Below are 22,629 nucleotides of genomic sequence, written 5' to 3' on the forward strand. Positions count from 1 at the left end.
CCTGGCTCCAAAACCAGCATCCCGGCAAGCCCGCCACAGCCAGACGCACCACACGCCTGATGCGCCTGGCCCACGCCTACGGCCTGGCCGCCTAACACCCAGCAACCAAATCAACCAACAGAGTCCTGGAGGCCCCCAGCCCTGGTCGGTGTCTGGCGCCGACCAGGCTGTGCCGTACAAGAGCCGAAAAAGGAAAAGGGGCGGCAGGGAGAACCCCCACCGCCCCTCTTCAACGGACCTAGTCGCGGTCGTTGCTCACCGTGGTCTTCTGGACCTGCAGGAGGAACTCAGCGTTGGACTTGGTCTCCTTCATCTTCTCCAGGAGCAGTTCGAGCGCCTGCTGCATGTCGAGCGCGTGGAGCACGCGACGCAGCTTCCAGACGATCTGGAGCTCGTCCTTGGCCATGAGGATCTCTTCCTTACGGGTGCTGGACGCGTCGACGTCCACCGCGGGGAAGATGCGCTTGTCGGCCAGGGAACGGCTGAGCTTGAGCTCCATGTTGCCGGTGCCCTTGAACTCCTCGAAGATAACCTCGTCCATCTTGGACCCGGTCTCGACCAGGGCCGTGGCGAGGATCGTCAGCGAGCCGCCGTTCTCGATGTTGCGGGCGGCGCCGAAGAAGCGCTTGGGCGGGTAGAGCGCGGTCGAGTCGACACCACCGGACAGGATGCGCCCGCTCGCGGGAGCCGCGAGGTTGTAGGCGCGGCCGAGCCGGGTGATCGAGTCGAGCAGCACGACCACGTCGTGGCCCAGCTCCACCAGGCGCTTGGCCCGCTCGATCGCGAGTTCGGCGACCGTGGTGTGGTCCTCGGCGGGACGGTCGAAGGTCGAGTGGATGACCTCGCCCTTGACCGACCGCTGCATGTCGGTGACCTCTTCAGGCCGCTCGTCCACCAGCACGACCATCAGGTGGCACTCGGTGTTGTTGCGGGTGATCGCGTTGGCGATCGCCTGGAGGACCATCGTCTTACCGGCCTTGGGCGGCGAGACGATGAGGCCACGCTGGCCCTTGCCGATCGGCGAGACGAGGTCGATGATCCGCGTGGTGAGGATGTTCGGCTCGGTCTCGAGACGCAGGCGGTCCTGCGGGTAGAGCGGCGTGAGCTTGTTGAAGTCCGGCCGGTTGCGGGCCTGCTCCGGGTCCATGCCGTTGACGGTGTCGAGGCGGACCAGGGCGTTGAACTTCTCGCGGCGCTCGCCGTCGCGCGGCTGCCGGACGGCGCCGGTGATGACGTCGCCCTTGCGCAGGCCGTTGCGGCGGATCTGGGCGAGCGAGACGTAGACGTCGTTGCTACCGGGCAGGTAGCCGCTCGTCCTGACGAACGCGTAGTTGTCGAGGATGTCGAGGATGCCGGCGATCGGGATGAGCACGTCGTCGTCGCCGATCACGGGCTCGTTGCTCTCGAAGCGCTCACGGCCACGGCCGCGGTTGCGCTCACGGAAGCGGCCCCGCCTGCCACGACCGCCGCGGTCGTCATCGTCGCTGCCGCCGCGCGGATCGTTGCGCGAGTCGCCCCGCGGATCGTTGCGCGAGTCGCCCCGCTGATCGTTGCGGGGGTCGCTGCGCTGGTCACCGCGCTGGTCGCTGCCGCCACGCGGGTCACCGCCGCGGCCGCCGTCGGCGACACGCTCACGCTGGTCGGCGCGGCCGCTGTCACGGCCGTTGTCACGGTTGTCACGGATGTCACGACCGTTGTCGCGATTGTCGCGAATGTCGCGGCTGCTTTCGCCACGAGCGTCACGAACATCACGGGCGTCACGAACGTCACGGCTGCTCTCGCCACGGCTGTCGCGGCCATCACGGCTGCTCTCGCCACGGCCGCCCTCGCCGCGGTCGTTGCCGGAACGATCGCTGCCGCCACGGTCACCACGGTCGCGGCGCTCGCCTCTGGTGCGCCGCTCACGGCGGCTCTCACCACGGTCGGCACGCGAGTCGAGCTGGCCTTCGGCCGGCTGGGCCTGCTCCACGACCGGCTCGGCCGGGGCGACCACGGGCTCGGCGGCCACGGCCACCGGCTCGGGGGCCTGCGCGACGGGCTCTTCAACGGTCTTGGGGCGGGAACGTTCCCGGCGCGTCCTGGTGGGCCGCTCCGCGGCGGGTGCCGCCTCGGCGGCGACCGGAGCCTCGGCAACAGCAGCGGGCGCGGCTTCCCCGGTGCCGCCACCCTGCTTCTCCTGGATGGCCGCGATGAGCTGGCTCTTCCGCATGCGCCCGGTGCCGCTGATGCCCAGCTCAGCGGCCATTTTCTGCAGCTCGGGCAGCACCTTGGCGGACAGGCCGGTGCCGGAGCGACGCGCACGGGGCTTGGCCGCGGCGCGGGTGGGGGTGTCGCCGGACGCGGGCTGCGCAGGTGAGCCTGGTGCGTCGGAGAGGAGTTCGGTGGTGTCGCTCAACTAAAGGTCCTTCCCAGGGGTCGGGCGCCGGTTTTTGTTCTGCCGGGCGTCCCGGAGGTGCTTGCGATCCGGCGGGACAGACCGGGTCGGGGTGCACGTTGCGATCTTCGGCCGCCGCTGGGGACGGCCGCCACTCTTGGGAGAGGCGCGTCCAAGCGACCACAGGACAGTGACGCGTGGATGACACCCCTCAGATTGCTGTCGCCAGCCAGATGTCGAGGTGATTCGAACGCGCAGACCCCCGTCGTCGCCGCCTCACGTTGGGCCAACCGGGTGTGGGCCAACCGGAGGCAACGGATTCCGGGGAGACAGCCGCGCTGCACACGCCTCGCGACGTGCAGCATGATGCAGCGATGTGTGGCTGACAAGCACGCACCCAACAAGGGGGCATCTGGTGCGGCTATCAGCCTAACATCACCAGCGCACACGGCTATTCCCTGAAGGTCTAAAGAGGCATCAGCGTGTCTCGGGGAACTGAACGTTCGCACCAACTGGGTCGACGTCCATAAGCTGGATGTGCCAGTCATTACCCACTTCTGGCGCGATCAAATCCTGCGAATCCGGTGTAGAAAACGCAAGAACTGTGGGACCCGCTCCCGAAACGACCGCGGGCACGCCCACTGCACGGAGACGTTCTACCAGATCCGCACTGGCCCGCATCGCAGGCGCACGGTAATCCTGGTGAAGACGGTCTTCCGTGGCGGCGAACAGCAACCCGCGCTCCGGCCGCTGGGTCAACGCCGCGATCAGCAACGCAGCCCTGCCGGCGTTGAAAGAGGCGTCCTTGTGGGGCACGTCCTTCGGCAGCAACCCCCGTGCGGTCTCCGTGGCCAACCGTGTCGCCGGAACGAACACGACAGGCCGGATGCGCACATCCGGGAGCAGTTTCACCATACGCGGTGATCCGGAGTGGTCGGTCCAGGCAATCGTCAGCCCTCCGGCCAGGCACGGCGCCACGTTGTCCGGATGCCCCTCCATCTCGGTAGCCAGCGCGAACACCTCGTCGTCCGAAAGCCCTACGCCGTCGGAGAATCCGCCCGCGTGCGGCCCGCCCTCGCTCGCCTCCGCGTGCGATCCGGCGGTCCGTGGCGCCGATTCCGGACGCGAGTCAGTTTTCGTTCGCGATTCGGTATGTGTTTCGGTACCTGGCCCGGCACCCGCCAGCGCACGGGCGGCGAGGATGCCCGCGCAGACGGCGGCCGAGGACGAGCCCAGGCCGCGGGCGTGCGGGATGCGGTTGCGGCAGTGCAGCCGAATGCCCTCGGGCTGGGGGACCCCCATGCGGTCGAACGTCCTGCGCATGGCCTTGATGATCAGGTGTCCTTCGCCGAGATCGAGCTCGCCCTGGCCCGCGCCCTCTCCTTCGACGGTGACGTGGACGCCCCGCTCGCCGGTCAGCGTGGCTCGGACCTCGTCGTACAGGTCCAGCGCCAGGCCCAGGGAGTCGAAGCCGGGGCCCAGGTTCGCCGAGGTGGCCGGTACGCGGATGTCAACGGTGCTCATTCGCCTGTCTCTCTCCCGCCACCGCCGTCAGTGCCGGCGGGGCTGTCTTCTCGTACGGCAAGGCTGCTTTCTGGTACGGCCGGGGCTTGGATTCTCGTACGGCGGCTTGTCGTACGACGGAGCCGACCTGTCGCACGGCGGTTTGTCGTACGGCAGAGTCGGTTTGTCGGTTTGTCGGTTTCTCGTACGGCGGAGCCGGTTTGTCGTGCGGCAAGGCCGGAACGCTTGCCGCTTGGCCGCCTGCCGTGGCCCAGCCCAGGCGCCGTGCACATTGCGCCGCCCCCCACCTCACCACATCCCGCCGACCCGGCGCTGGGTCCCGCAAGAGTGCCGGACCGTCCCAACCGAACGCACCGGCCGGTCCGGCACAACCTGGCGCCCACCGCACGGCCAGGCACGCACCACACGGCCCGGCACACATCGCACGGCACGGCACACACCACACAGCCTGGCGCCCGCCTCATGGCCTGGCACGCACCACACGACCTGCCACGCACCGCACCGCACCGCCTGGCAGGTACCGCACGTACGGAACGCACCGCACGGCCTGGCGCCCGCCACACGACCCGGCACACACCCCACCGCACAGCACACACCACACAGTCCGGCGTGTCGGGTCCAGCACGCGCGGTCCAGCACGCACCACGCGGCCCAGCGCGCCGGGCTGCCCAGCGAGGCCGGCCGCCCGGTGTGGCCGCCCGGTGTGGCCGGTCGGTGTGGCCGGTCGGTGTGGGGAATCACACAGTCCCGCTCTTACGGGCGCGAGCGGCGTTCCTAGGCCAGGTTGAGGGCGGCGGCGGCTGCGTGGACGTCGATGGGGATGGTGACCGGAGCCGGGGCGCCGGCGATCGCCCAGTCGGGGTCCTTGAGGCCGTTGCCCGTGACCGTGCAGACGATGCGCTGCCCGGGGGCGATGAGCCCCTGCCCGTGCGCCTGCAGGAGGCCGGCGACGCTGGCCGCCGAGGCGAGCTCGACGAAGACGCCCTCTTCCTGGGCCAGCAGCTTGTACGCGGTCGCGATCTGCCGGTCCGTGACCGACTCGATGGCGCCACCGGACTCGTCGCGAGCCGCCGTGGCCAGTTGCCAGGAGGCGGGGTTGCCGATGCGGATGGCGGTGGCGATCGTGTGCGGGTGGGCGACGGGCGCGCCGTTGACGATCGGTGCCGCGCCGCTGGCCTGGAAGCCGAACATGCGCGGGGTCTTGGTGGCGATCCCGTCCGTGGCGTACTCCCGGTAGCCCATCCAGTAGGCCGAGATGTTGCCCGCGTTGCCCACCGGGATGCAGTGGATGTCGGGCGCGTCGCCCAGCGTGTCGACGATCTCGAAGGCGGCCGTCTTCTGGCCCTGCAGCCGGAACGGGTTGACCGAGTTGACCAGCGCGATCGGGTAGCTGGACGACAGCTTGCGGGTCATCTCCAGGCAGTCGTCGAACGAGCCCTCGACCTGGAGCAGCGTGGCGCCGTGGACGAGCGCCTGGGCCAGCTTGCCCATCGCGATCTTGCCGCGCGGCACCAGCACGGCGCAGGTGAGCCCGGCCCGTACGGCGTAGGCGGCGGCCGAGGCCGAGGTGTTGCCGGTCGAGGCGCAGATGACCGCCTTGGCCCCCTCTTCGACGGCCTTGCTGATGGCCATCGTCATGCCGCGGTCCTTGAAGCTGCCCGTCGGGTTGGCGCCTTCCACCTTGAGGTAGACCTCACACCCGGTCAGCGCGGAGACGCGGTGCGCGGGCACCAGCGGCGTGCCGCCCTCCAGCAGCGTGATGACGGGCGTCTTCGTGGTGACCGGAAGGCGCTCTCGGTACTCCTCGATGAGGCCACGCCACGACCTGCTCATATTGACTCCCTACCTGCGGTCTTGGCCACCGAGTGTACGGGGTCCTGGCAGTAGGCGCCGAGCCGAGTCCCGGGTCGCCGAGTGGTGGCCGCAACAACCAACAATTCGGGAAATTTTCAGCATCTCCCGGTATGGTCCCCGGCAGGGGGGTCATCACCATGAACGCGCGTCCTGCCATGACGCAGAACGACTATTCTCCGCTGACACCGCCGGAGCTCGGCGCCTGGTCACCGGCCCTGTCCGTGAGCGTGGTGATACCCGCGCACGGTGGGCCTCAGCTGGAGCTGACACTGGCCGCGCTGGCCGCTCAGACGTACCCGGATCACCTCATGGAGGTCCTGGTCGTGGACGACGGCAGCGAGCCGCCGATCCGGCTGCCGGAGATCCGGCCGGTCAACACCCGGATCGTCCCGGTGAAGACCGGCTGGGGCATCTCGAACGCCGTCAACACCGGCGCCAAGGCCGCCGACGGCGAGATCATCCAGCGGCTCGACGCCGACATGGTGGCCTGCCGCGAGCACATCGAGGCCCTGGCCCGGTGGCATCACGTGACCGACTATCTGGTCACGATCGGGATGAAGAGGTTCGTCGAGGTGCCGGCGCTCACCGCCGAGCAGGTCTTCCGGGCGGGACACCTGGGAGACGTGTTCGACCTGGCGTCGGGGGTGTCGAGTTCCACCGAGGCGACGATCGCCAAGACCGACGGGCTGCGCAAGAGCCGCAATCCCTATCACGTGTGCACAGGACCGACCTTCGCCCTTCCCCGGGAGGTCTTCCACGCCGTGGGCGGTCTCGACCCGAACGTCGTGCGCGGCGAGGACACCGAGTTCGCCTACCGGCTGGCCATGCACGGCGTCGTGTTCATCCCGGACATGGAGGCGCAGGCGGTGCACCTCGGGCTGCCCGCCCAGCACCGTGACCGGGAACGCGCCGTGCGGGCCGTCGAGCCGTACCTCGCGCACCGCATCCCGCTCCGCCGCGACCTGCGCAAGGACCAGGGCCGCCGCTGGCTCGTACCGTACGTCGAGATTGTCCTGGACGTCACGGACACCTCGGAAGCGGTCGTCCGGCAGGCGGCGGCGGCGGCGCTCGACGGCAAGCTGCAGGACGTCGTGGTGACGCTGGTGGGACCGTGGGCGCGGCTGCACGACGGGCGGCGGGCCGTGCTCAGTGACCCGTGCTTCGAGATGCGGCTGATGCGTGATCTGTTCGCGCACGACGACCGGATCCGGCTGATCGACGAGGCGGCCCCGACGCCGGCGCCCGCGCCGTTCCGCTATCGGGGACCGGTGGACGTGCCGCTGCACAAGGCGACGCTGGAGCGGATGATCGAGACGGTGCAGAAGGACCTGACGGGCGTGCTCGTCGTGGACCTGCCCGACGGCCGCACGGCCCGCCTCGAACGCACCTCCGCCATGGGCCGGGCCCTGCTGCTCACCACGCCGGGCGACGATCTCGACAAGATCATCGAGACCACGCACGGCGTACGCCACGAGCCCCCGGACCGCTACTGGCCCCCGGCCGCACCACCGAAGCCCGCAGCCCAGAAACCCCTGGACGGCCCAGCCGCGAAGCCCGCGGCGCCGATCGTCACGATCCCCACCTCGGCCGCCGAGGAACGGAGCCTTCTGGGCCGACTGAAGTCAGCCCTCCGCCCCAGCTAGCCGCGCAGCCGCTTGCCCAGGGCGCGCTTGACCGTGGTGGCCAGCAGCACCCGCATGCTCTGCTGGGCGCGGTTGGCGGCGGCCAACTGGCGGCGCAGCGTGCTGACGTCGCGCCGCAGCTCCACGGCGCTCTTGCGCCAGCGCCCGGCCTCGTCGCGCCACTTGGTCACCTGCGCGCGCAGCCGTTCGGCCTCCCTGGCCAGCCGCGCCGCCTCCGCCTCCGCCTTGAGCCGGGCCCGGTAGGCGCTGCGGCGGCCGAGCAGCTCCGCCGGCTCCGTCGCGAACCCGTACGTCTCGCCCTCCACCCACGAGACGCCCGACACGTCGTCCACCGCGTCGTCGAGATCCTCGCCGGGGCGTACGACGATCCGCGCGCGGGCGAAGGCGGAGGCGCGCTCCAGCCGCGCGCCCACGACGCCGTCCGGCGACTCGTGGAGCAGCACGTTCACCAGCCCGAGCCCTTCGGCGCGGGCCAAATCGAGCAGCCTGGCCAGGCTGTCCTCCCCCGGCACCCAGCCGCCGGGCAGCCGCAGCACGTACGGCACGGCCGGGTCGACCTCGCCGGAGACCGCCAGCCGTACCCGGCCTTCGTGCAGATAGTGGCCGTGGACCAGCACCAGGTCGAGTGCGGGGTCCTTCAACGGCGCCCGGCGCTCGCGCTCGAGGGAGTCCCAGGGGCCGACCACGACGATGGACAGGTCCAGCATGGTGCCCGCCAGCAGGGCGTCGACCGTGGCGCGGACCTGCTCGTAACCGGCGGTGCCGTCGACGACGACCGCGACGTACGGGACCTTCCACTGGCGTGAGGGGTGCGAGCGGAGCCACCGGTAGGCGGGGATGCGGTCGGCGACGAACGCGTAGCTCACGCGGTCGATGGGCCGCTGGTCGCGCATCCGCATGGTCGGCCCGAGATGGTAGGCACGGGCCCTGGGCTCCGGTACGAACACCGCCCCGGCCTGGTAGAGCCGGTAACCCATCTCCGTGTCCTGGCCGAGTATCAGCTCGTCGTCCATCGTCCCGGCGGCGGCGACCAGCCGGGCGTTGACCGAGGTCGCGCCGCCGACGTGCAGGCTGAACGGGCGCTGGGTGTTGTCGGTGAGGCCGTTCGTCCGCTCGATCAGGTCGACGATCCAGGCGTGCGGCTCGGCGGGTTCGAAGGCCTTCTCCAGGTCGTCGGGCAGCTCGGCGGGCACCGGCGACTCGGTGAACCTGATGTAGCTGGTCACGGCCAGGTAGGGCGCGGCGTGGTGCCAGCGCATGTGCGCCTCGATCGAGCCGGGGGTGAGCACGACGTCGGAGTCGAGCCAGTGGATCACGTCGCCGGTGGCCTCGGCGAGCCCGGCGTTGCGGGCGCCGGCCCGGCCCGGCTCCGGGCAGACGATCAGCCGGGTGTCTTCGGGGCGTTCCTCCGGCAGCCGCAACGGCGGGGAGCTGCCGTTGTCGACGACGATGACCTCGATCAGCCCGGCGGGGTAGGTCTGCCGGGCGAGCGCGGCCAGCACCAGGTCGAGCTTGTCCTGGCCGCCGTACGCGGGCACGACCACGCTGACCCGCAGCGTCGGCGAGTACGTCTCCGGAGGTTCGAGCATCCGGTAGTCGTTACCGCGAACCCTGCTCATACCGTCTCCAAGAGCAGGCTCGGGCGGAAGCCGTGCCACTGGTTGGCGGCGACCTTGAGGAAGTGGGCGAGCGGGAGCTGCCAGGTGTGCTGGTCGCTCAGCGTGCGCCGGAGCACGTAGCCGAGGCCGTGGGTGCGGTAGATGCTCGCCCCGGCCTCGTGGGCGGCCTTGAGGAAGTCCCGGTCCACCGCCCGCGGCTGAGCCGGAAATCCCCCTACGTCCTGAAATATCGTTTTTGTGGCGAGAATCGTGCCGCCTGCTACGTGATCGCTGGAAACCTCGCTCGGATAGGCGGCGCCACTGGCGAACGTGGTGCGCCTGATCGTGGCGTGCAACGGCTCCAGGTAAAAGAATTCGGCCGTGGTGCCCACGATGTCGGCCCCCGAATAGGACACCGCCATGACCAGGTCGGCCAGGTGGTCGGGGCCGTACCAGTCGTCGTCGTCCCACTTGGCCAGGTAGTCGCCGGACGCCAGGGCCGCGGCCTCGTTCAGCACCTCGCCGAACAGCGTCTCGGCCGGGGCCTCGATCCAGGTCACGGGCAGGGGACAGCTCTCGACCGCCTGCCGTACCGCGTCGAAGGGGACGCCGTGCAGGCCGAGCAGCACCTCGATGTCGGTGTCGCGCTGGCGGGCCATCTGGGCGAGCGCGCCGGCGACCATCGCCGGGCGCCTGGTGGACATGACCACGCTGATCCGCGGCGTACGCGAGGGCGGCAGGCGGTGGGTCAGGCGGCGCAGCCGCACGCTGTGCTCCTCGCGGCGCAGGTCGGCCAGCGACCTGGGGCCGGTCCCGGTGTGGCCGAGCCAGTCGCGGTCGGTGAGCAGCGCCGCCAGCTCGGCGGGGACCCAGGCGGGGGCGTCGTGCGTGGTCAGCGGCACGCCCGCCGCCGCGAGCCGGACCAGCCCGGCCAGCGGCACCTCGCGCTCGGGCCACTCGATCTCCAGGCCGCGCAGCGGGCGCAGCGCCGGCACGTCGGGCTCGTGGCCGTCCACCGCCCACCCGGAGAAGGCACCGGGCAGCTCGGCGGGGTGGCCATCGCTCCAATGCAGGCGAGCGAGCCCCTTTTCCGGCGTACGCGCGAAGCCACAGGGGGTGACGGGCATGGTGCTCCTCGACCGACGGGGACTCAGTCAGGCGCCCACCTTACGCCGGTCTGACACCCCTTGAGACGTTGAGTTCACCTTGGGGTGGATGGCCAGTGTGAAGGTAACGTAGGCCGAACCAGCAGGATTCTCCCAGTTTTTGTCCAGGAACCTGTGGCACGGTAGTGGCAAATGTTTATTAAGGTGTCAATACCCCATTGACGCCTGAAATGTCATGACTACGAAAGGTATGCGCGGATGCTCTCGCCCCGCCGACTGGCAGCGACCGCCGCAATCCTCGGAGTTCTGGCCGTTGCCGTGCTCGTGGTGCTCGTCCTCGCCGGTCTGCTCACGTTCGGCGCCGCCGCCGCTACGGGGGCGTTCGCCATCACGCTGGCCGGGCTCGCCGTACTCGTGCTGACCGTACGGCGCATCGACGGCAAGGCCCAGCGCATCGACCTGCGAGCCAAGAAGCACGAGGCCGAGCTGGCCAAGACCGCCACGGCGCTCAAGCGCATCGAGGCGCGGCTGGACCGTCTGGCCGAGGCCGTCGAGCAGTCGGCCACGCGGCGCGAGGATGATCTCGGCGCGATCCTGGCCTCGCTGGGCGAGGACCGGGTCAACGCGATGACGCGGGCGCGAGAGGTGGAGGAGCTGCGCGAGGAGGTCCGCGCGCTGGCCAAGGACCCGGTATGACGCGGATAAGGCACAACGACTGGGGAACGCTCGAGCCGCCGGCCATCGGCGCCTGGCAGCCCGCTCTGACCGTTTCCGTGGTGATTCCCGCCTACAACTGCGCACCGGCGCTCGCCCGGACCGTGGCCGCGCTGGCGGAGCAGACCTACCCCGCCAAGCTGGTCGAGGTGGTCGTCGCCGACGACGGCAGCGAGCCGCCCCTCGACCTACCCGGCGTCCGGGTGGTCCGGGTGCGCGAGGGCTGGGGACGCGGCGCGGCCAGGGAGACCGGCCGGCTCGCCGCGACCGGCGATGTGATCCACTGGCTCGACTCGGACATGGTCCTGGCCCCGGATCACCTGGAAGCGCACATGCGCTGGCACCACCTCATCGACCACGCCGTCGTGATCAGCGACACCCGGTTCGTGGCGGCTCTGGGCGAGGAGGGCACCCGCACCGAGTACACGCGCATGACCCTGGAGTCCACCAGGATGCTCAAGGACGCGGGTTCGAGCGCGTACCTGCTGCATACCGGCGCCTCCACCTCGGTGCGCGCCGACCTGCTGCGCGCCGCGGGCGGCGTGGACGCCAGCCTGAACATGGCCGAGGACACCGTACTCGGCTACCGGCTGGCGCAGGCCGGGGCGGTGTTCATCCCCGACGAGCAGGCTCGCGCCTGGCATGTCGGCCCGTCCACCGTGATGCGCCGCGAGAAGGACGTGCACCGGCACAACTGGTCGTTCCTCGGCGATCTGCTGCCCGAGCTGCGCTGGCTGCGCAACCATCCGCGACGCCGCTGGCTGGTGCCGTACGTCCAGGTCGTCGTGGAGGCGGCCGGCTACGAGCGGACGCGCGCCAGTGCCGACTCCGCGCTCGCCGGGACGATCACCGACACGGCCGTGGCCATCGTCGGCCCCTGGGACAAGCTGACGGACGAGCGCCGCGACAGCCTCGACGACCCGCTGCTCGACCTGCGCCTCATCCACAACCTCTACCGGCACGAACCGCGCGTCACGTTCGTGACGTCCGCGCCCGACTCGGCGGCCCCCGCCCCCTTCCTGCTCACGCTCCCGTCCGGTTGGGTGCTGGGCGCCGACACGCTCTCCCGGCTCGTACGGCTGGCCGAACAGGACACGCTGGGACTCGTCTGCGCCGTGCTCGACGAGGGCGAGGCCGGAGTCGTGGCCGCCAGGCTGGAGCGCACCGCGGCCTTCTCCCGCGCGGCCCTGTTCCACGGCGGGACCGACGATCTGGTGGATGAGATGTTCGGATCGATCTGGGTGAGCGGGGCCGAGTACGGCTTCGCCCCGGAGGACCAGGCCGAACCGCTGGCCGGAGACCCCGCCAAGTGGCGGGCGCTGGCGGGCAAGCGGCAGGACGAGGTGAAGGAGCTGAAGGCGGAGATCGAGCGGCTGACGGCCGAGGTGGACCGGCTGTCCGCCGATCCCGTCCCCGACGACTCGGCCGGGCCGCTGACCTCGCTCATCAGACACCTGCGGAGCGCCGGATGATCCGCGAACTGCTGGCCGAGATGCCCAAGGCCCGGATCTTCCTGGCCGGGGTCGAGCACGACGTCGACGCCGTGGACCTGGACCGGGACCTGCTGGAGCCGTTCGCGGACGCCGAACGGGTGCACGAGGTGCTCATCATCGCCCGTACCCCTGCCGACCTGCGCCGGGCCGCCACGCTGCACAAGCTGCTGCCGGACGCCCGGCGGGTGGTCGTGGCCGTGCTCGACTCGCCCGCCTCCCATCCGGCGCCCGTGCCCACCCCGACGCCCGCGCACCGCTGGCGCTCGCTCACGGATCTGCGGGTCTACCAGCCGAAGGACAGGGTGTGGGTGGTGGACGCGCGGTTCTCGGCGCCCACCCCGGCCGGCCGTACGGTAGCCGCGACGGCTCGGGCGTTCGCCGGGCACCGGCTCGACGTGATCACGGCGCCCGCGGCGGCGATCGCCGGCGTCGGCGCGGCGGCCTGGCGTCCCGGCGACCCGAACGCGACGCCCGCCGAGCTGGCCGGGCCGGTGCCGGAACGGGTCGGCGCCCCGGGCAGCGATGTCGTGCTCCGCACGCTCGACGCCACAGGAATGCGCACGCCCGACGCCTTGGGAGCCTTGGGAATCGGCCAGGATTCGGCCGATGAGGGCGTTGACGACAGCGACCCGGCCGACTGGTCCGGGTCCCAGACACCGATCGAGCGGCCGACCTCGCGGTCCGCGAGCTGGGAGCGGCTCGGCCGCCCCGGTGGCGCCGGGCTGTCGCTGGTCGACCCCGACGTGCTCGGCGAGCCGTCGATGATCCCACCGGTCGACGAGCGGCTGGTGAACCCGCAGGGCTTCGTCACCACCCCGTCACGCGGCCCGGCGTCCCTGGTGGAGCGCGACGGCCGCTGGTCGGTCGTGCTCGACGGGAAGGTGGTGACCGCGTTCGCCGAGTCGGGCGGCGTGACGGACGCCGACGTGGGCAGGCTCCGGCAGATCCGCGGCGTGGAGATCGACTGGCACCACGCCCACAGCGGCCCGCTCGCCGCCGTCCGCGTGCTCACGGGCCTGGCCGCGGCCGGCGTACCGCTGACCGCGCACACGGTGCCGCGCTGGGCGGGCGCACTCGGCGACGAGCTCGCCCGGCTGCTGCTCAGCGATCCCGATCTCTCCGACGAGCTCGGCCGCGAGGAGCACAGCATCCGGCTACGCCGCGAGGCGCTGCGCACCCATGGCGTCGCCGCCCGCTGGGAGCAGCTCGGCGCCCCCGCTCCCGCTCCCCCGCTGACCTCGGTTCTGCTGGCGACGCGGCGGGCCGACATGGTCGGGTTCGCGCTCGAGCAGGTCGGCCGCCAGCGCGGTGTCCAGCTCGAAGTGATCCTCGCCCTGCACGGCGTACCCCCGGGCCATCCGGACGTGGCCGCGGCCATCGCCGCCTTCGACGGCCCGTTGACCATCCTGGAGGCCGACCACCGGGCGGTGTTCGGTGAGGTGCTCAACGAGGCGGCGGCGCGGGCCTCGGGGTCGTTCCTGCTGAAGATGGACGACGACGACTGGTACGGCCCCGACTTCCTGGCCGACCTGCTGCTGGCGCATTCCTACTCGGGGGCCCAGGTGGTGGGCACCGTGCCCGAGTTCGTCTACCTGTCGTCGATCGACGTCACCGTGCACCGCAAGCAGATCACCGAGCAGATCACCAGCTTCGTCGCGGGCGGCACGATCCTGGTGGAACGCTCGGCGTTCCAGGCGGTGGGCGGTTTCCGGCCGCTGCGCCGGTCGGTCGACACCCAGTTCCAGGAGGCGCTGCAGGCGGCCGGCGGGCAGATCTACCGTACGCACGGCCTCGGGTACATCCTGCGCCGCGGCCCCGCAGCCAACCACACCTGGCAGGAGCCGATCGGCACATTCCTGCAGCGCAACAGGAACCAGTGGCGCGGCTTCCGCCCCAGCTCCCTGATGGAACTCGAAGGGAGCGCGCAGCCGTGACCCCTCGTATCCGCCGCAACGACTACGGCGTGCTCACCCCGCCCCTCCTCGGCCAGTGGACACCCGAGCTGACCGTCACCGTGGTCGTCCCGGCCCATGACCGCCAGGAAACGCTGGACCTCACGCTGGCCGCCCTGTCCGCGCAGAGCTACCCGGCCGAGCTGCTCGACGTGATCGTCGTGGACGACGGCAGCGCGGTGCCGGTACGCCTGCCCGAACTCACCCCGGCCCGCACCCGCCTCATCACCAGCCCGCCCGGCGGCTGGGGCCGCGCCTGGGCCGTACAGACCGGCATCGACGCCGCCACCGGTGAGATCATCTTCGTGCTGGACGCGGACATGGTCCCCCATCACCGCCACGTCGAGGCCCAGCTCCGCTGGCACCACCTGGCTCCATACCTGGTCGTGCTGGGGTGGATCGACTTCACCGCCGGCGAGGTGCTGCCCACCCCCCGCGAGGTGCGCCAGGCGCTCGAAGACGGCCACGAGGACAAGCTGTTCCCCCTCTCACCGCACCGCCACGACTGGGCCGAGAAGATCATCCTCGACCACGAGGGCCTGCGCACCGCCCCGAACTCCCTGGCCACCCGCATCCACGTGGGCGCCACCGTCTCCTACCCCGCTTCTCTGCTGCGCTCGATCGGCGGCCTGGACACCTCGCTGGTGCTGGCGGAGGACACCGAGCTCGGCTACCGGCTCACTCAGGCGGGCGCCGTGTACGTACCGGACCCGGACTCGCGCGTGTGGCACATCGGGCTGCCGACCGCCATGCGCGACTTTCTCTCGTTGAAGCGGTACAACGACCCCTACGTGGCGGACCGCGTGCCGTACCGGCGCTACCTGCGCACGGACCCGGGCCGGCAGTGGCTCGTCCCGTACGTGGACGCCACGGTCCCCGCGGCGGGCTACGAGGACGTCCGCGCGACGGTCGACGGCCTGCTGGCGAGCTCGGTGCCGGACGTCGCGATCACCATCACCGGCCCCTGGTCCGCGCTGGGGAACGGCCGCCGCTCCCCGCTCCGCGACCCCGACCTGGACCTCCGCCTCATCCACGCCACCTTCGAACACGATCCCCGAGTACGGCTGGCCGAGACCTCGGGGTCTCCCGGGGTGGTGCCGCCGTTCCGCCTCCTCATGCCTCCTGGCTGGGTGCCCGCGCGCGACACCCTGCAACGCCTGGTCGACCACCTGGAAGAGCACGACGGCGGCGCCCTCTGCGTCGCCCTCGACGAGACCGACCAGGGCGTCACCGTGGCCAGACTCGAACGCACCGCCGCCCTCTCCCGCGCCGCCCTGGTATCCCACCCCGGCGAGCACCTGGACACCGTCCTGGACGAGGTCTTCGGCCTGGAGTGGCTGGACGGCGACACCTGGGGCTTCACCCGCCGCCCCCCGATCTACCCGCCCCGCCGCCGCCCGGTCCCCGAACTGGACCGGATCACCACCCAGTACGAGAAGGAGATCACCCGCCTCCGCAAGCGCACCGCCCTCATGCAGGCCGAACTCGCCCAGCTCCGCAGGGAGGCGGGCAAGGGCCGCAGGGACGCGGAACGGTGGCGCGAGAAGGCCGAGTCGTGGCGCCGCGAGGCCGTCCGCCTGTCCCGCACCCAGGACCAGGACCGCACGGTTCTCAAACGCGCCGTCCGCCGGGTCCGCAAACTGGCCTTCCCGGACACCTGACGCCCGCTTCGATTCGATGAAGCGAATTCAGGCACGCTCCAGAATCACCAAGGGGATCTCCCGCTCGGCTTTGCGCTGATAATCATCGTAAAGCGGGAAGACCGCCGCCATAGTGCCCCAGAGCGCCGCCCGCTCGGCGCCCGTGGCGGTACGGGCTCGCGCGCTGAACACGTCTGCCAGAACCTGCACCGTCACCTCGGGATGCTCGACGAGGTTGAGATACCACGCCGGATGGCTGTCGGCCCCGCCGTTGGACGCCACCAGAAGGTACCGGTCACCGTCCTGGCCGTAGATCAGGGCCGTGCGGCGCAGCTTGCCGGATTTCCGGCCGCGCGTGCTGAGCAGGAGCGTCGGCCATTCCTGGTAGAGGTGGCCGTCCCGGCCGTCCGTCTCCACGTAGCGGCGGATGTGGTCGGCCACCCAGCCGGTCGGGCTGTCGAGCACTTCTTCGCTGTGTTCTGTCATCGTTCAAGGCTCGTATATGAACTGGGGTTCAAGTCAAGCCGCGTAGCGCCGCGCAACCATCTGGTCGCACCGGTAGTCCAACCGGACATGCGCAGCACACTCATCGACGGCGACCCACAGCGGCTCGGGGAGTACTGGCTGGCGAGCCGGATCGGAGCGGGTGGGCAAGGCGTCGTGTACGAGGCCTACGATCCGGCGGGCACCAGGGTCGCGGTCAAGGTGCTCCGGGGCGACCCGGTCAGCCGGTCCGAGCTGCGCGGTCGCCTGGCCAAGGAGGCGGTCGCGGCGCAGCGGGTGGCCTCGTTCTGTACGGCCAGGGTGCTCGGCGTCCATCTGGAGGGGTCCAGGCCGTACATCGTCAGCGAGTACGTCGAAGGCCCGAGCCTGCGCGCGGCCGGGCGGGTGTTCCGCGGCGACGACGTGCACAGGCTGGCCACGGCGATCGCCACGGCGCTGACCGCCATCCATGACGCGGGCGTCGTGCACCGTGACCTCAAGCCCGACAACGTGCTGCTCGGCCCCGACGGGCCCCGCGTGATCGACTTCGGCGTGGCCCGCACGCTGGAGATGTCGCTCACCGCCACGGGAGAGGTGGCGGGCACGCCCAGCTACATGGCGCCGGAGGTGTTCTCGGGCGAGCGGGCGGGGCCGGCCGCGGACGTGTTCGCCTGGGGAGCGATCATCCTGTACGCCGCCACGGGCGAGGATCCGTTCACCGCGGAGGCGCTGGGCGCGGTCATGCACCGCGTGCTCTCCCACGAACCCGACCTGGCCGCGCTGCCCGACCCGCTGCGCCGCCTGGTGCGCGCGGCGCTGGCCAAGGAACCCGGCCGCCGCCCGACCGCGCGCGAACTGCTGCTCGGGCTGGTCAACAGCGACGGAAGGCTCGACACCGCCCGGCTGCTCGAGCAGGGCGCCGGCGACGGCGAGCGGATCGGGACCACCGCCGACGACCCCGCGCTCGGCGTCATCGCCGAGGACTCCTACGCCGCTCTCAGTCCCGCCGACAAGGAGCTGGTCCCCGAGCTGTTCCTGCGGCTGGTCACGGTGACCGCCGAGGACGAGCTGGCGCTGTGCGAACTACGCAGGTCCGAGCTCCCCGACGGCATCGAGCGGGTGCTGGACGCTTTCACGTACCTGGTCTCGAAGGGAGATCCGGTACGGCTGCTGCGCCCCGCGCTACCGCTGGCCTGGCCCCGGCTGCGCGCCTGGATCGCCGCGAACCGGGACGGGCTGATCGTGCACCGGCGGATCTGGACGGCCGCGGAGCGCTGGGAGGAGCACGGGCGCAAGGACGCCGACCTGTTCCACGGCAGCTCGCTGGACGACGCGCTGCGCTGGGCCGCGACCGACCGCAGGAACATCACGCTCACCCCCGGCGAACGGGACTTCCTCTCGGCGGCCACCGCGCTCGGCAGGCGCCGATCCCGCAGGACCAGGCTCCTGTCCATCGGACTGGCCGGGCTCCTGGTGCTGGCCCTGGTCGCCGGAGGTCTGGCCGTACGGCAGAGCATCATGCTCGCCGAACAACGCGACGTGGCCGAGTCCGCGCGGCTGGCCGGGGTGGCCGACACGGTGAGAGGCAAGGACCCCGTGCTGGGCATGCTGCTCAGTGCCGCGGCCGCGCGGCTGTCCCCCACGGCCGAGGCCAGGTCGAGCCTGTTCGCCTCGGTCGTCGACCAGGGCGGCGCGGCCTTCCAGGACCCCGACACCGGGCCCGACGTGGTGCGGGCGCTCAGCGCCGACGGCCGCTCGCTGATCAGCGTCAGTCTCGACGAGGTCAGGGTGTGGGACGTGGCGACCGGCAGGCGGACGGGCGGCTTCACCGGGCTCGGCCTGACCGGCCGGCGCCTGCGCCAGGCCGCGGTCAGCGAGGACGGGCGGCTGCTGGCCGTCGCCGACAGCGAGGGCGTCGGCCTCTGGGAACTGGCCACCGGCAAGCCGACGGGCCGGCGCCTGCCCGCCTACGAGGAGTTCGACCTGGACATCAGTTTCAGCGGCGGCCTCCTTCTCGTCGACCTCGGGCAGGGCAAGAACGTCTACAACCCGCGTACCGGAAAGACGACCGCGCTGCCCGCGCTCGTCAAGACCGCGATCCACCCGGGCGGCGACTACGCCGTGGCCGGTCGCGAGCGCTGGGCGCTGCCCTCGGGCAAGGCTCAGCGCGGCTTCCCCGACATCTGCGCGAGCTGCGCGTCCAACTCGGCGTTCAGCCGCGACGGGCGGCTGCTCGCCATCGCCGACGACGACGGCCTCGTCGTCTTCGACGCCCGAACCCGCAAGGAGATCACCACGATCACGGACTGGGAGCCCATGGCGGCACCGGCGTTCAGCCCGGACGGCAAGGTCCTCGCGGGGATCGGCTCGACGATCAGGCTCTATCAGCTGTACGCCGACGATCCGCTGATTCTCGAGCGCGACATAACGGACCCCGTGTCCGCGGTCGCCTTCGGCCCGGCCGGACTGCGTTACCTGAGCGAGGACACGGTCATCACGCTCCAGCCGTACGTCACCGCGGCGGATTCCCAGGACGAGGTGGAGTTCAGCGCCGACGGCCACCTGCTCGCCACGCACGCGCTGGACTCCACCAAGATCGCGCTGAACGGCAGGGAGTTCGAGGCGGGGACGTTCGAGGCCTATGACAGCGACCTCTCCTTCAGTCGGGACGGCAGGCGGCTGGCGATCAGACGCAGCGACGATGTCACCGTCCGGGATACCGCCGCCTGGCACGAGCTGGCGAAGGTGCCGACCCCTGACGGTTCGGACGGCGCGCTACTGGCCCCGGCCGGACTCTGGACGGCCGGCGAGAAGGCTTTCACGCTCTGGCAGGTCCCCGGCGGCAAGCGGCTCAAGCAGGTGACCAGGCCACGCCTGCTCGGCTGGACGGTCGCCGCGGACGGCCGGCTCATCGGCCTGGAGGCGAACCTGCTCCGCCTGATCGACCTCGCATCCGGGCGCCCGTTCGGACCACGACTGCCGTTCCCCGGCAAGGCGGACGAGGTCTGGTTCAGCGCCGACCTGAAGCTGGTCGCGGCGGACTTCACCGGCAAGGTGGGCATCTGGGACACAAGCACGGGCGTGCGGGTCGGCGACTGGCTGCGGGTGGGCGAGGCGTCGTGGTCGGCCACGTTCTCCGCCGATGACCGGTTGTTCGCGTTCGCGTCCCAGGAGAAGTCGCTGACCGTCTGGGATGTACGGCAGGGCCAGCGGATCGGGCCCGCGGCCCAGCTTCCGGACAGCGCGAGGTCGATCGCCTTCTCGGCCGACTCCGCCGAACTCCTGGCCATCGGCAGGGCGGGACGGCTGACCAGGCTTCCCATAGCCGTCGAACCGCTGGTGAAGGCGGTCTGCGCGCGGGCCGGACGGACGCTGACCGAGGCCGAATGGACCCGCTACCTGCCCGGCCGGCCGTTCAGAAAAGGCTGCTAAGCGGAGACCGTCATCGTGACACTGCCCGGGATCGCGGCGAACGCGTCGCGAAGGCGAGCGGAGAGGTCGTCACGGCTCGCGGGTCCGGGCTGAAACGTCCACTCCTCCAGCGCACAGTGGAAAGCCGAGATCATCATGTCGAGGGCCAGCCGGAGCCGCAGGTCGTGCGGGTCGGCCGGACCGAAGCGCTCCCGCAGGATAGTGATCGCGGTACGGGTGGTGCGGTCGCAGAACTGCAGCCCGTGCGCGTTCATCGACGGCGTCCTGGCTGCCAGCCGGCGGGAGAGCAGAACACGCTCCGCCCAGCCCTCGGCGGGCATCCGGTCAAGCGCCGTGAACAGCGTGTCCCGGAGCAGCACCAGAAGCGTGCCGCCGGTCGGCTGCCGGGTCTGGAGATCGTCCAGAAAGGCGGCCCACAGATCCTGAGTGGGCGCCATCGCGACGTCTTCTTTGCTGTCGAAGTAGCGAAAGAAGGTGCGCTTGGACACCTCGACGGCGGTGCAGAGCTCATCGAGCGTCGTGCCGTCGAAACCCCGCTCGGTGAACTGCTCCAGCGCGGTGTCGATCAGCGCCTGGCGGGTGCGGAGCTTCTTGCGCTCGCGTAGCGGCAGTCCACTGAGGATCTCGGTGCTCATCACCCCGAGTGTATCTCGTGCGCGAACGCCTCCTATAGTCTTATGCCACTCAGTGGCATAAACCTCTCAGTGAAGGTGAGAACCCATGCGCGCTCTGCTCGTCGACCGTTCCGCGCCCGGCGGCCTGCGGCTCGGTGAAGCGCCCGATCCCGTACCCGCCCAGAACCAGGCGCTGGTACGGGTGACGGCGACCTCCCTCAACTACGGCGAGGTCGCGTTCGGCATCCAGAACGCCCCGGAGGGGACCGTCCTCGGCTGGGACGCGGCGGGGATCGTGGAACGCGCCGCCGCCGACGGATCCGGCCCGGCCGCCGGCACGCGGGTGGTCACGCTCGCCGGCGACGGCGCCTGGGCCGAACTCCGCGCCGTCGACACGGACCTCATCGGCACCGTGCCGCAGAATGCCGACCTCGGCGCGATCAGCACCGTTCCGGTCGCGGGCGCCAGCGCGCTCCGCGCACTCCACCGGATCGGCCCGATCCTCGGCAGGCGCGTGCTGGTCACGGGCGCCACCGGCGGGGTCGGGCGGTACGCCGTACAGCTGGCCCACCTCGGCGGGGCCCAGGTGGTGGCCTCCACCGGCGACCCGGCCGCGCACGACGAAAGCCTGCGAGCGCTCGGCGCGGACGAGGTGGTGTCCGGGCCGCACGAGATCGCCGAGCCCGTGGACGGTGTGGTGGACCTGGTGGGCGGTGACCAACTGGTGTCCGCATACGACCGGCTGGCCGAGGGCGGCACCCTGGTCGCCGTCGGTCACTCGGCGAACAACGGCGAGAACTTCCCCTTCGGCGCCTTCTTCGGCGACCAGGGGCGGCACGATCGCTCGATCGTCACGTTCTTCCTGCTCGGCTGCCAGGGATTGGCGCCCGACCTGACCTGGCTGGCCGGCCGCCTCGCCGCCGGTCGATTGGACCCGCAGATCTCGTGGCGGGGCTCCTGGCAGGAGGCCGCCCAGGCGACCGCGGCCCTCCTTGGCCGCCGCCTGCACGGCAAGGCGGTACTCGAGATCGAAGCCCGCTAGAAGTCGAATTCGCCGTTTCGCCAGCCCTTGCCGAACGCGGCCCAGACCGAACCACTGACCACCCACGGCTCCATCTCAGGACGCTCGGTGTCCCGCATCGCGACCCGCCCACCGCTCAGCGGGGCGACCTCGATGCAGTCTCCGCCGTTATCGCCCGAGAACGACGACTTACGCCATGCCGCCGTCCTCAGTTCCTCACTCAATTCCATGCCGCCATCAACCTCTCTTTGATCAGCTTCAGCGATACGTGCTGGGGAAGGGCCTCCGCACGTATCGCCTCGTATCTAACACTCAGGTCGGCAACCTCATCCGGCGCATCCCGCACCTGGCCTTGCCCCGCCGACTCCAGATAGGCAGCGTCCGGCATTCCGTTGGCTTGTGCCAGTACGAACCCGCCGAGGAGGCCGGTAGTGGAGAGGGCTGAGTAGGGCAGCACCTGGATGGTGATTCGAGTGCTTTCGGCCAATGCGATAAGATGTTCGAATTGATGACGAGTCACGGCCTCGCCTCCAATCGGACGGTACAGGATTCCTTCATCCAAAACAGCCCAGAACATCGGCGGGTTCGAGCGGGCGAAGATGGCCTGCCTCTCCATCCGAGCCGTCAGCGCCTCCTCCGCCTGCTCCTTTGTCGTACCTGGCTTGCCGTTGAAAATCGCGCGAGCATAGTCGGTGGTTTGAAGCAGTCCCGGGACGATGAGCGGTTGCCACGTCCGCAAGACCGTGGCGCTCTGCTCGATCTCCAGCCAGGGCCGAAACCACTTCGGGCTGCGCTCCCGGCTGATGCTTGGCCACCGGGCGAGAAGCTCACCGGATAGGCCCAGCGCCTCCTCGCAACGTTCGGTGAAGTCCTTGCTCGGGTTTCTGGCGGCCCGCTCGACGCTGCCGACGAGGCTCGGGCTGAAACCGACTCTGTCCGCAAGCTGTTCGAGGGTGAGCCCTTTGTCGATACGGAGTTTCCGCAACTCGCAGCCGAACCGAGCCAGTGGTCCAGCGTCCGGGTCCAAATTCTTGACGCTCATTCAGCACCTCCGCCGTTCTGTCGCCACGGAACCACACACGCCGACACACACAGCATGTGCCTAATCTGTGCGGTGATTGTCCTGCGGACCTCTCACTTAACGTAGCCGTTCGCTGGCACTGTGAGAGGTGACTTCCGAG

General features: G+C 70.7%; 16 protein-coding genes. 7 read left to right on the forward strand and 9 right to left on the reverse strand.

The window, feature by feature from the left end:
- Nucleotides 1-238: 238 nt before the first annotated feature.
- From rho to thrC, 3 genes are all read right to left on the reverse strand, one after another.
- Nucleotides 239-2,395: a transcription termination factor Rho gene (rho, locus tag KLK06_RS30070; RefSeq protein ID WP_214639029.1), complete on the reverse strand. Its 2,157-nt coding sequence runs from the start codon at nt 2,393-2,395 to the stop codon at nt 239-241.
- Nucleotides 2,396-2,851: 456 nt separating this feature from the next.
- Nucleotides 2,852-3,898, reverse strand: a complete 1,047-nt coding sequence (locus KLK06_RS30075) for a homoserine kinase (protein ID WP_214639030.1) — start codon at nt 3,896-3,898, stop codon at nt 2,852-2,854.
- A gap of 774 nt (nt 3,899-4,672) precedes the next feature.
- The gene (gene thrC, locus KLK06_RS30080) at nt 4,673-5,731 is read right to left on the reverse strand and encodes a threonine synthase (protein WP_214639031.1); all 1,059 of its coding nucleotides are present in this window, start codon (nt 5,729-5,731) and stop codon (nt 4,673-4,675) included.
- Between the two features lie 158 nt (nt 5,732-5,889).
- On the opposite strand from thrC, the gene KLK06_RS30085 reads away from it, so the two are divergent.
- Nucleotides 5,890-7,395: a glycosyltransferase family 2 protein gene (locus KLK06_RS30085; RefSeq protein WP_214639032.1), complete on the forward strand. Its 1,506-nt coding sequence runs from the start codon at nt 5,890-5,892 to the stop codon at nt 7,393-7,395.
- Here the strand turns inward: KLK06_RS30085 and KLK06_RS30090 are convergent.
- Nucleotides 7,392-9,014 (reverse strand): glycosyltransferase family 2 protein, encoded by a 1,623-nt coding sequence (locus KLK06_RS30090; RefSeq protein ID WP_214639033.1) that lies wholly within the window; start codon nt 9,012-9,014, stop codon nt 7,392-7,394. The genes KLK06_RS30085 and KLK06_RS30090 overlap by 4 nt on opposite strands.
- Complete coding sequence (locus tag KLK06_RS30095) at nt 9,011-10,120, reverse strand: glycosyltransferase (protein ID WP_214639034.1); 1,110 nt, start codon at nt 10,118-10,120, stop codon at nt 9,011-9,013. Before KLK06_RS30095 ends, KLK06_RS30090 begins: the two co-directional genes overlap by 4 nt.
- Before the next feature lie 237 nt (nt 10,121-10,357).
- Between KLK06_RS30095 and KLK06_RS30100 the strand changes: the two genes are divergently transcribed.
- The 4 genes from KLK06_RS30100 to KLK06_RS30115 are packed head-to-tail and all read left to right on the forward strand — an operon-like array spanning nt 10,358 to nt 15,919.
- A complete protein-coding gene (locus tag KLK06_RS30100) occupies nt 10,358-10,795 on the forward strand; it encodes a hypothetical protein (protein WP_214639035.1) in 438 nt (145 codons plus the stop codon).
- The gene (locus tag KLK06_RS30105) at nt 10,792-12,285 is read left to right on the forward strand and encodes a glycosyltransferase family 2 protein (protein ID WP_214639036.1); all 1,494 of its coding nucleotides are present in this window, start codon (nt 10,792-10,794) and stop codon (nt 12,283-12,285) included. The genes KLK06_RS30100 and KLK06_RS30105 overlap by 4 nt, the downstream gene beginning before the upstream one ends.
- On the forward strand, nt 12,282-14,240 hold the full coding sequence (locus tag KLK06_RS30110) for a glycosyltransferase (protein WP_214639037.1): 1,959 nt from the start codon (nt 12,282-12,284) through the stop codon (nt 14,238-14,240). Before KLK06_RS30105 ends, KLK06_RS30110 begins: the two co-directional genes overlap by 4 nt.
- Nucleotides 14,237-15,919, forward strand: a complete 1,683-nt coding sequence (locus KLK06_RS30115) for a glycosyltransferase family 2 protein (protein WP_214639038.1) — start codon at nt 14,237-14,239, stop codon at nt 15,917-15,919. The genes KLK06_RS30110 and KLK06_RS30115 overlap by 4 nt, the downstream gene beginning before the upstream one ends.
- 27 nt (nt 15,920-15,946) lie before the next feature.
- On the opposite strand, the gene KLK06_RS30120 is transcribed toward KLK06_RS30115, so the two are convergent.
- Nucleotides 15,947-16,384, reverse strand: coding sequence for a nitroreductase family deazaflavin-dependent oxidoreductase (locus tag KLK06_RS30120; RefSeq protein ID WP_214639039.1), 438 nt, complete (start codon nt 16,382-16,384; stop codon nt 15,947-15,949).
- An 87-nt stretch (nt 16,385-16,471) separates the two neighbouring features.
- On the opposite strand from KLK06_RS30120, the gene KLK06_RS30125 reads away from it, so the two are divergent.
- The gene (locus tag KLK06_RS30125; protein WP_214639041.1) at nt 16,472-19,813 is read left to right on the forward strand and encodes a WD40 repeat domain-containing serine/threonine protein kinase; all 3,342 of its coding nucleotides are present in this window, start codon (nt 16,472-16,474) and stop codon (nt 19,811-19,813) included.
- Here KLK06_RS30125 and KLK06_RS30130 read toward each other — a convergent pair.
- Complete coding sequence (locus tag KLK06_RS30130; protein WP_214639042.1) at nt 19,810-20,448, reverse strand: TetR/AcrR family transcriptional regulator; 639 nt, start codon at nt 20,446-20,448, stop codon at nt 19,810-19,812. The genes KLK06_RS30125 and KLK06_RS30130 overlap by 4 nt on opposite strands.
- Before the next feature lie 85 nt (nt 20,449-20,533).
- On the opposite strand from KLK06_RS30130, the gene KLK06_RS30135 reads away from it, so the two are divergent.
- Nucleotides 20,534-21,469: a zinc-binding dehydrogenase gene (locus KLK06_RS30135; RefSeq protein ID WP_214639043.1), complete on the forward strand. Its 936-nt coding sequence runs from the start codon at nt 20,534-20,536 to the stop codon at nt 21,467-21,469.
- On the opposite strand, the gene KLK06_RS30140 is transcribed toward KLK06_RS30135, so the two are convergent.
- Both KLK06_RS30140 and KLK06_RS30145 read right to left on the reverse strand, forming a co-directional pair.
- Nucleotides 21,466-21,678, reverse strand: a complete 213-nt coding sequence (locus KLK06_RS30140; RefSeq protein ID WP_214639044.1) for a DUF397 domain-containing protein — start codon at nt 21,676-21,678, stop codon at nt 21,466-21,468. The genes KLK06_RS30135 and KLK06_RS30140 overlap by 4 nt on opposite strands.
- Complete coding sequence (locus tag KLK06_RS30145; protein ID WP_214639045.1) at nt 21,669-22,490, reverse strand: helix-turn-helix transcriptional regulator; 822 nt, start codon at nt 22,488-22,490, stop codon at nt 21,669-21,671. The genes KLK06_RS30140 and KLK06_RS30145 overlap by 10 nt, the downstream gene beginning before the upstream one ends.
- Nucleotides 22,491-22,629 lie beyond the last annotated feature (139 nt).

Source organism: Nonomuraea sp. NEAU-A123, assembly GCF_018603905.1.
Classification (GTDB): Bacteria; Actinomycetota; Actinomycetes; order Streptosporangiales; family Streptosporangiaceae; genus Nonomuraea.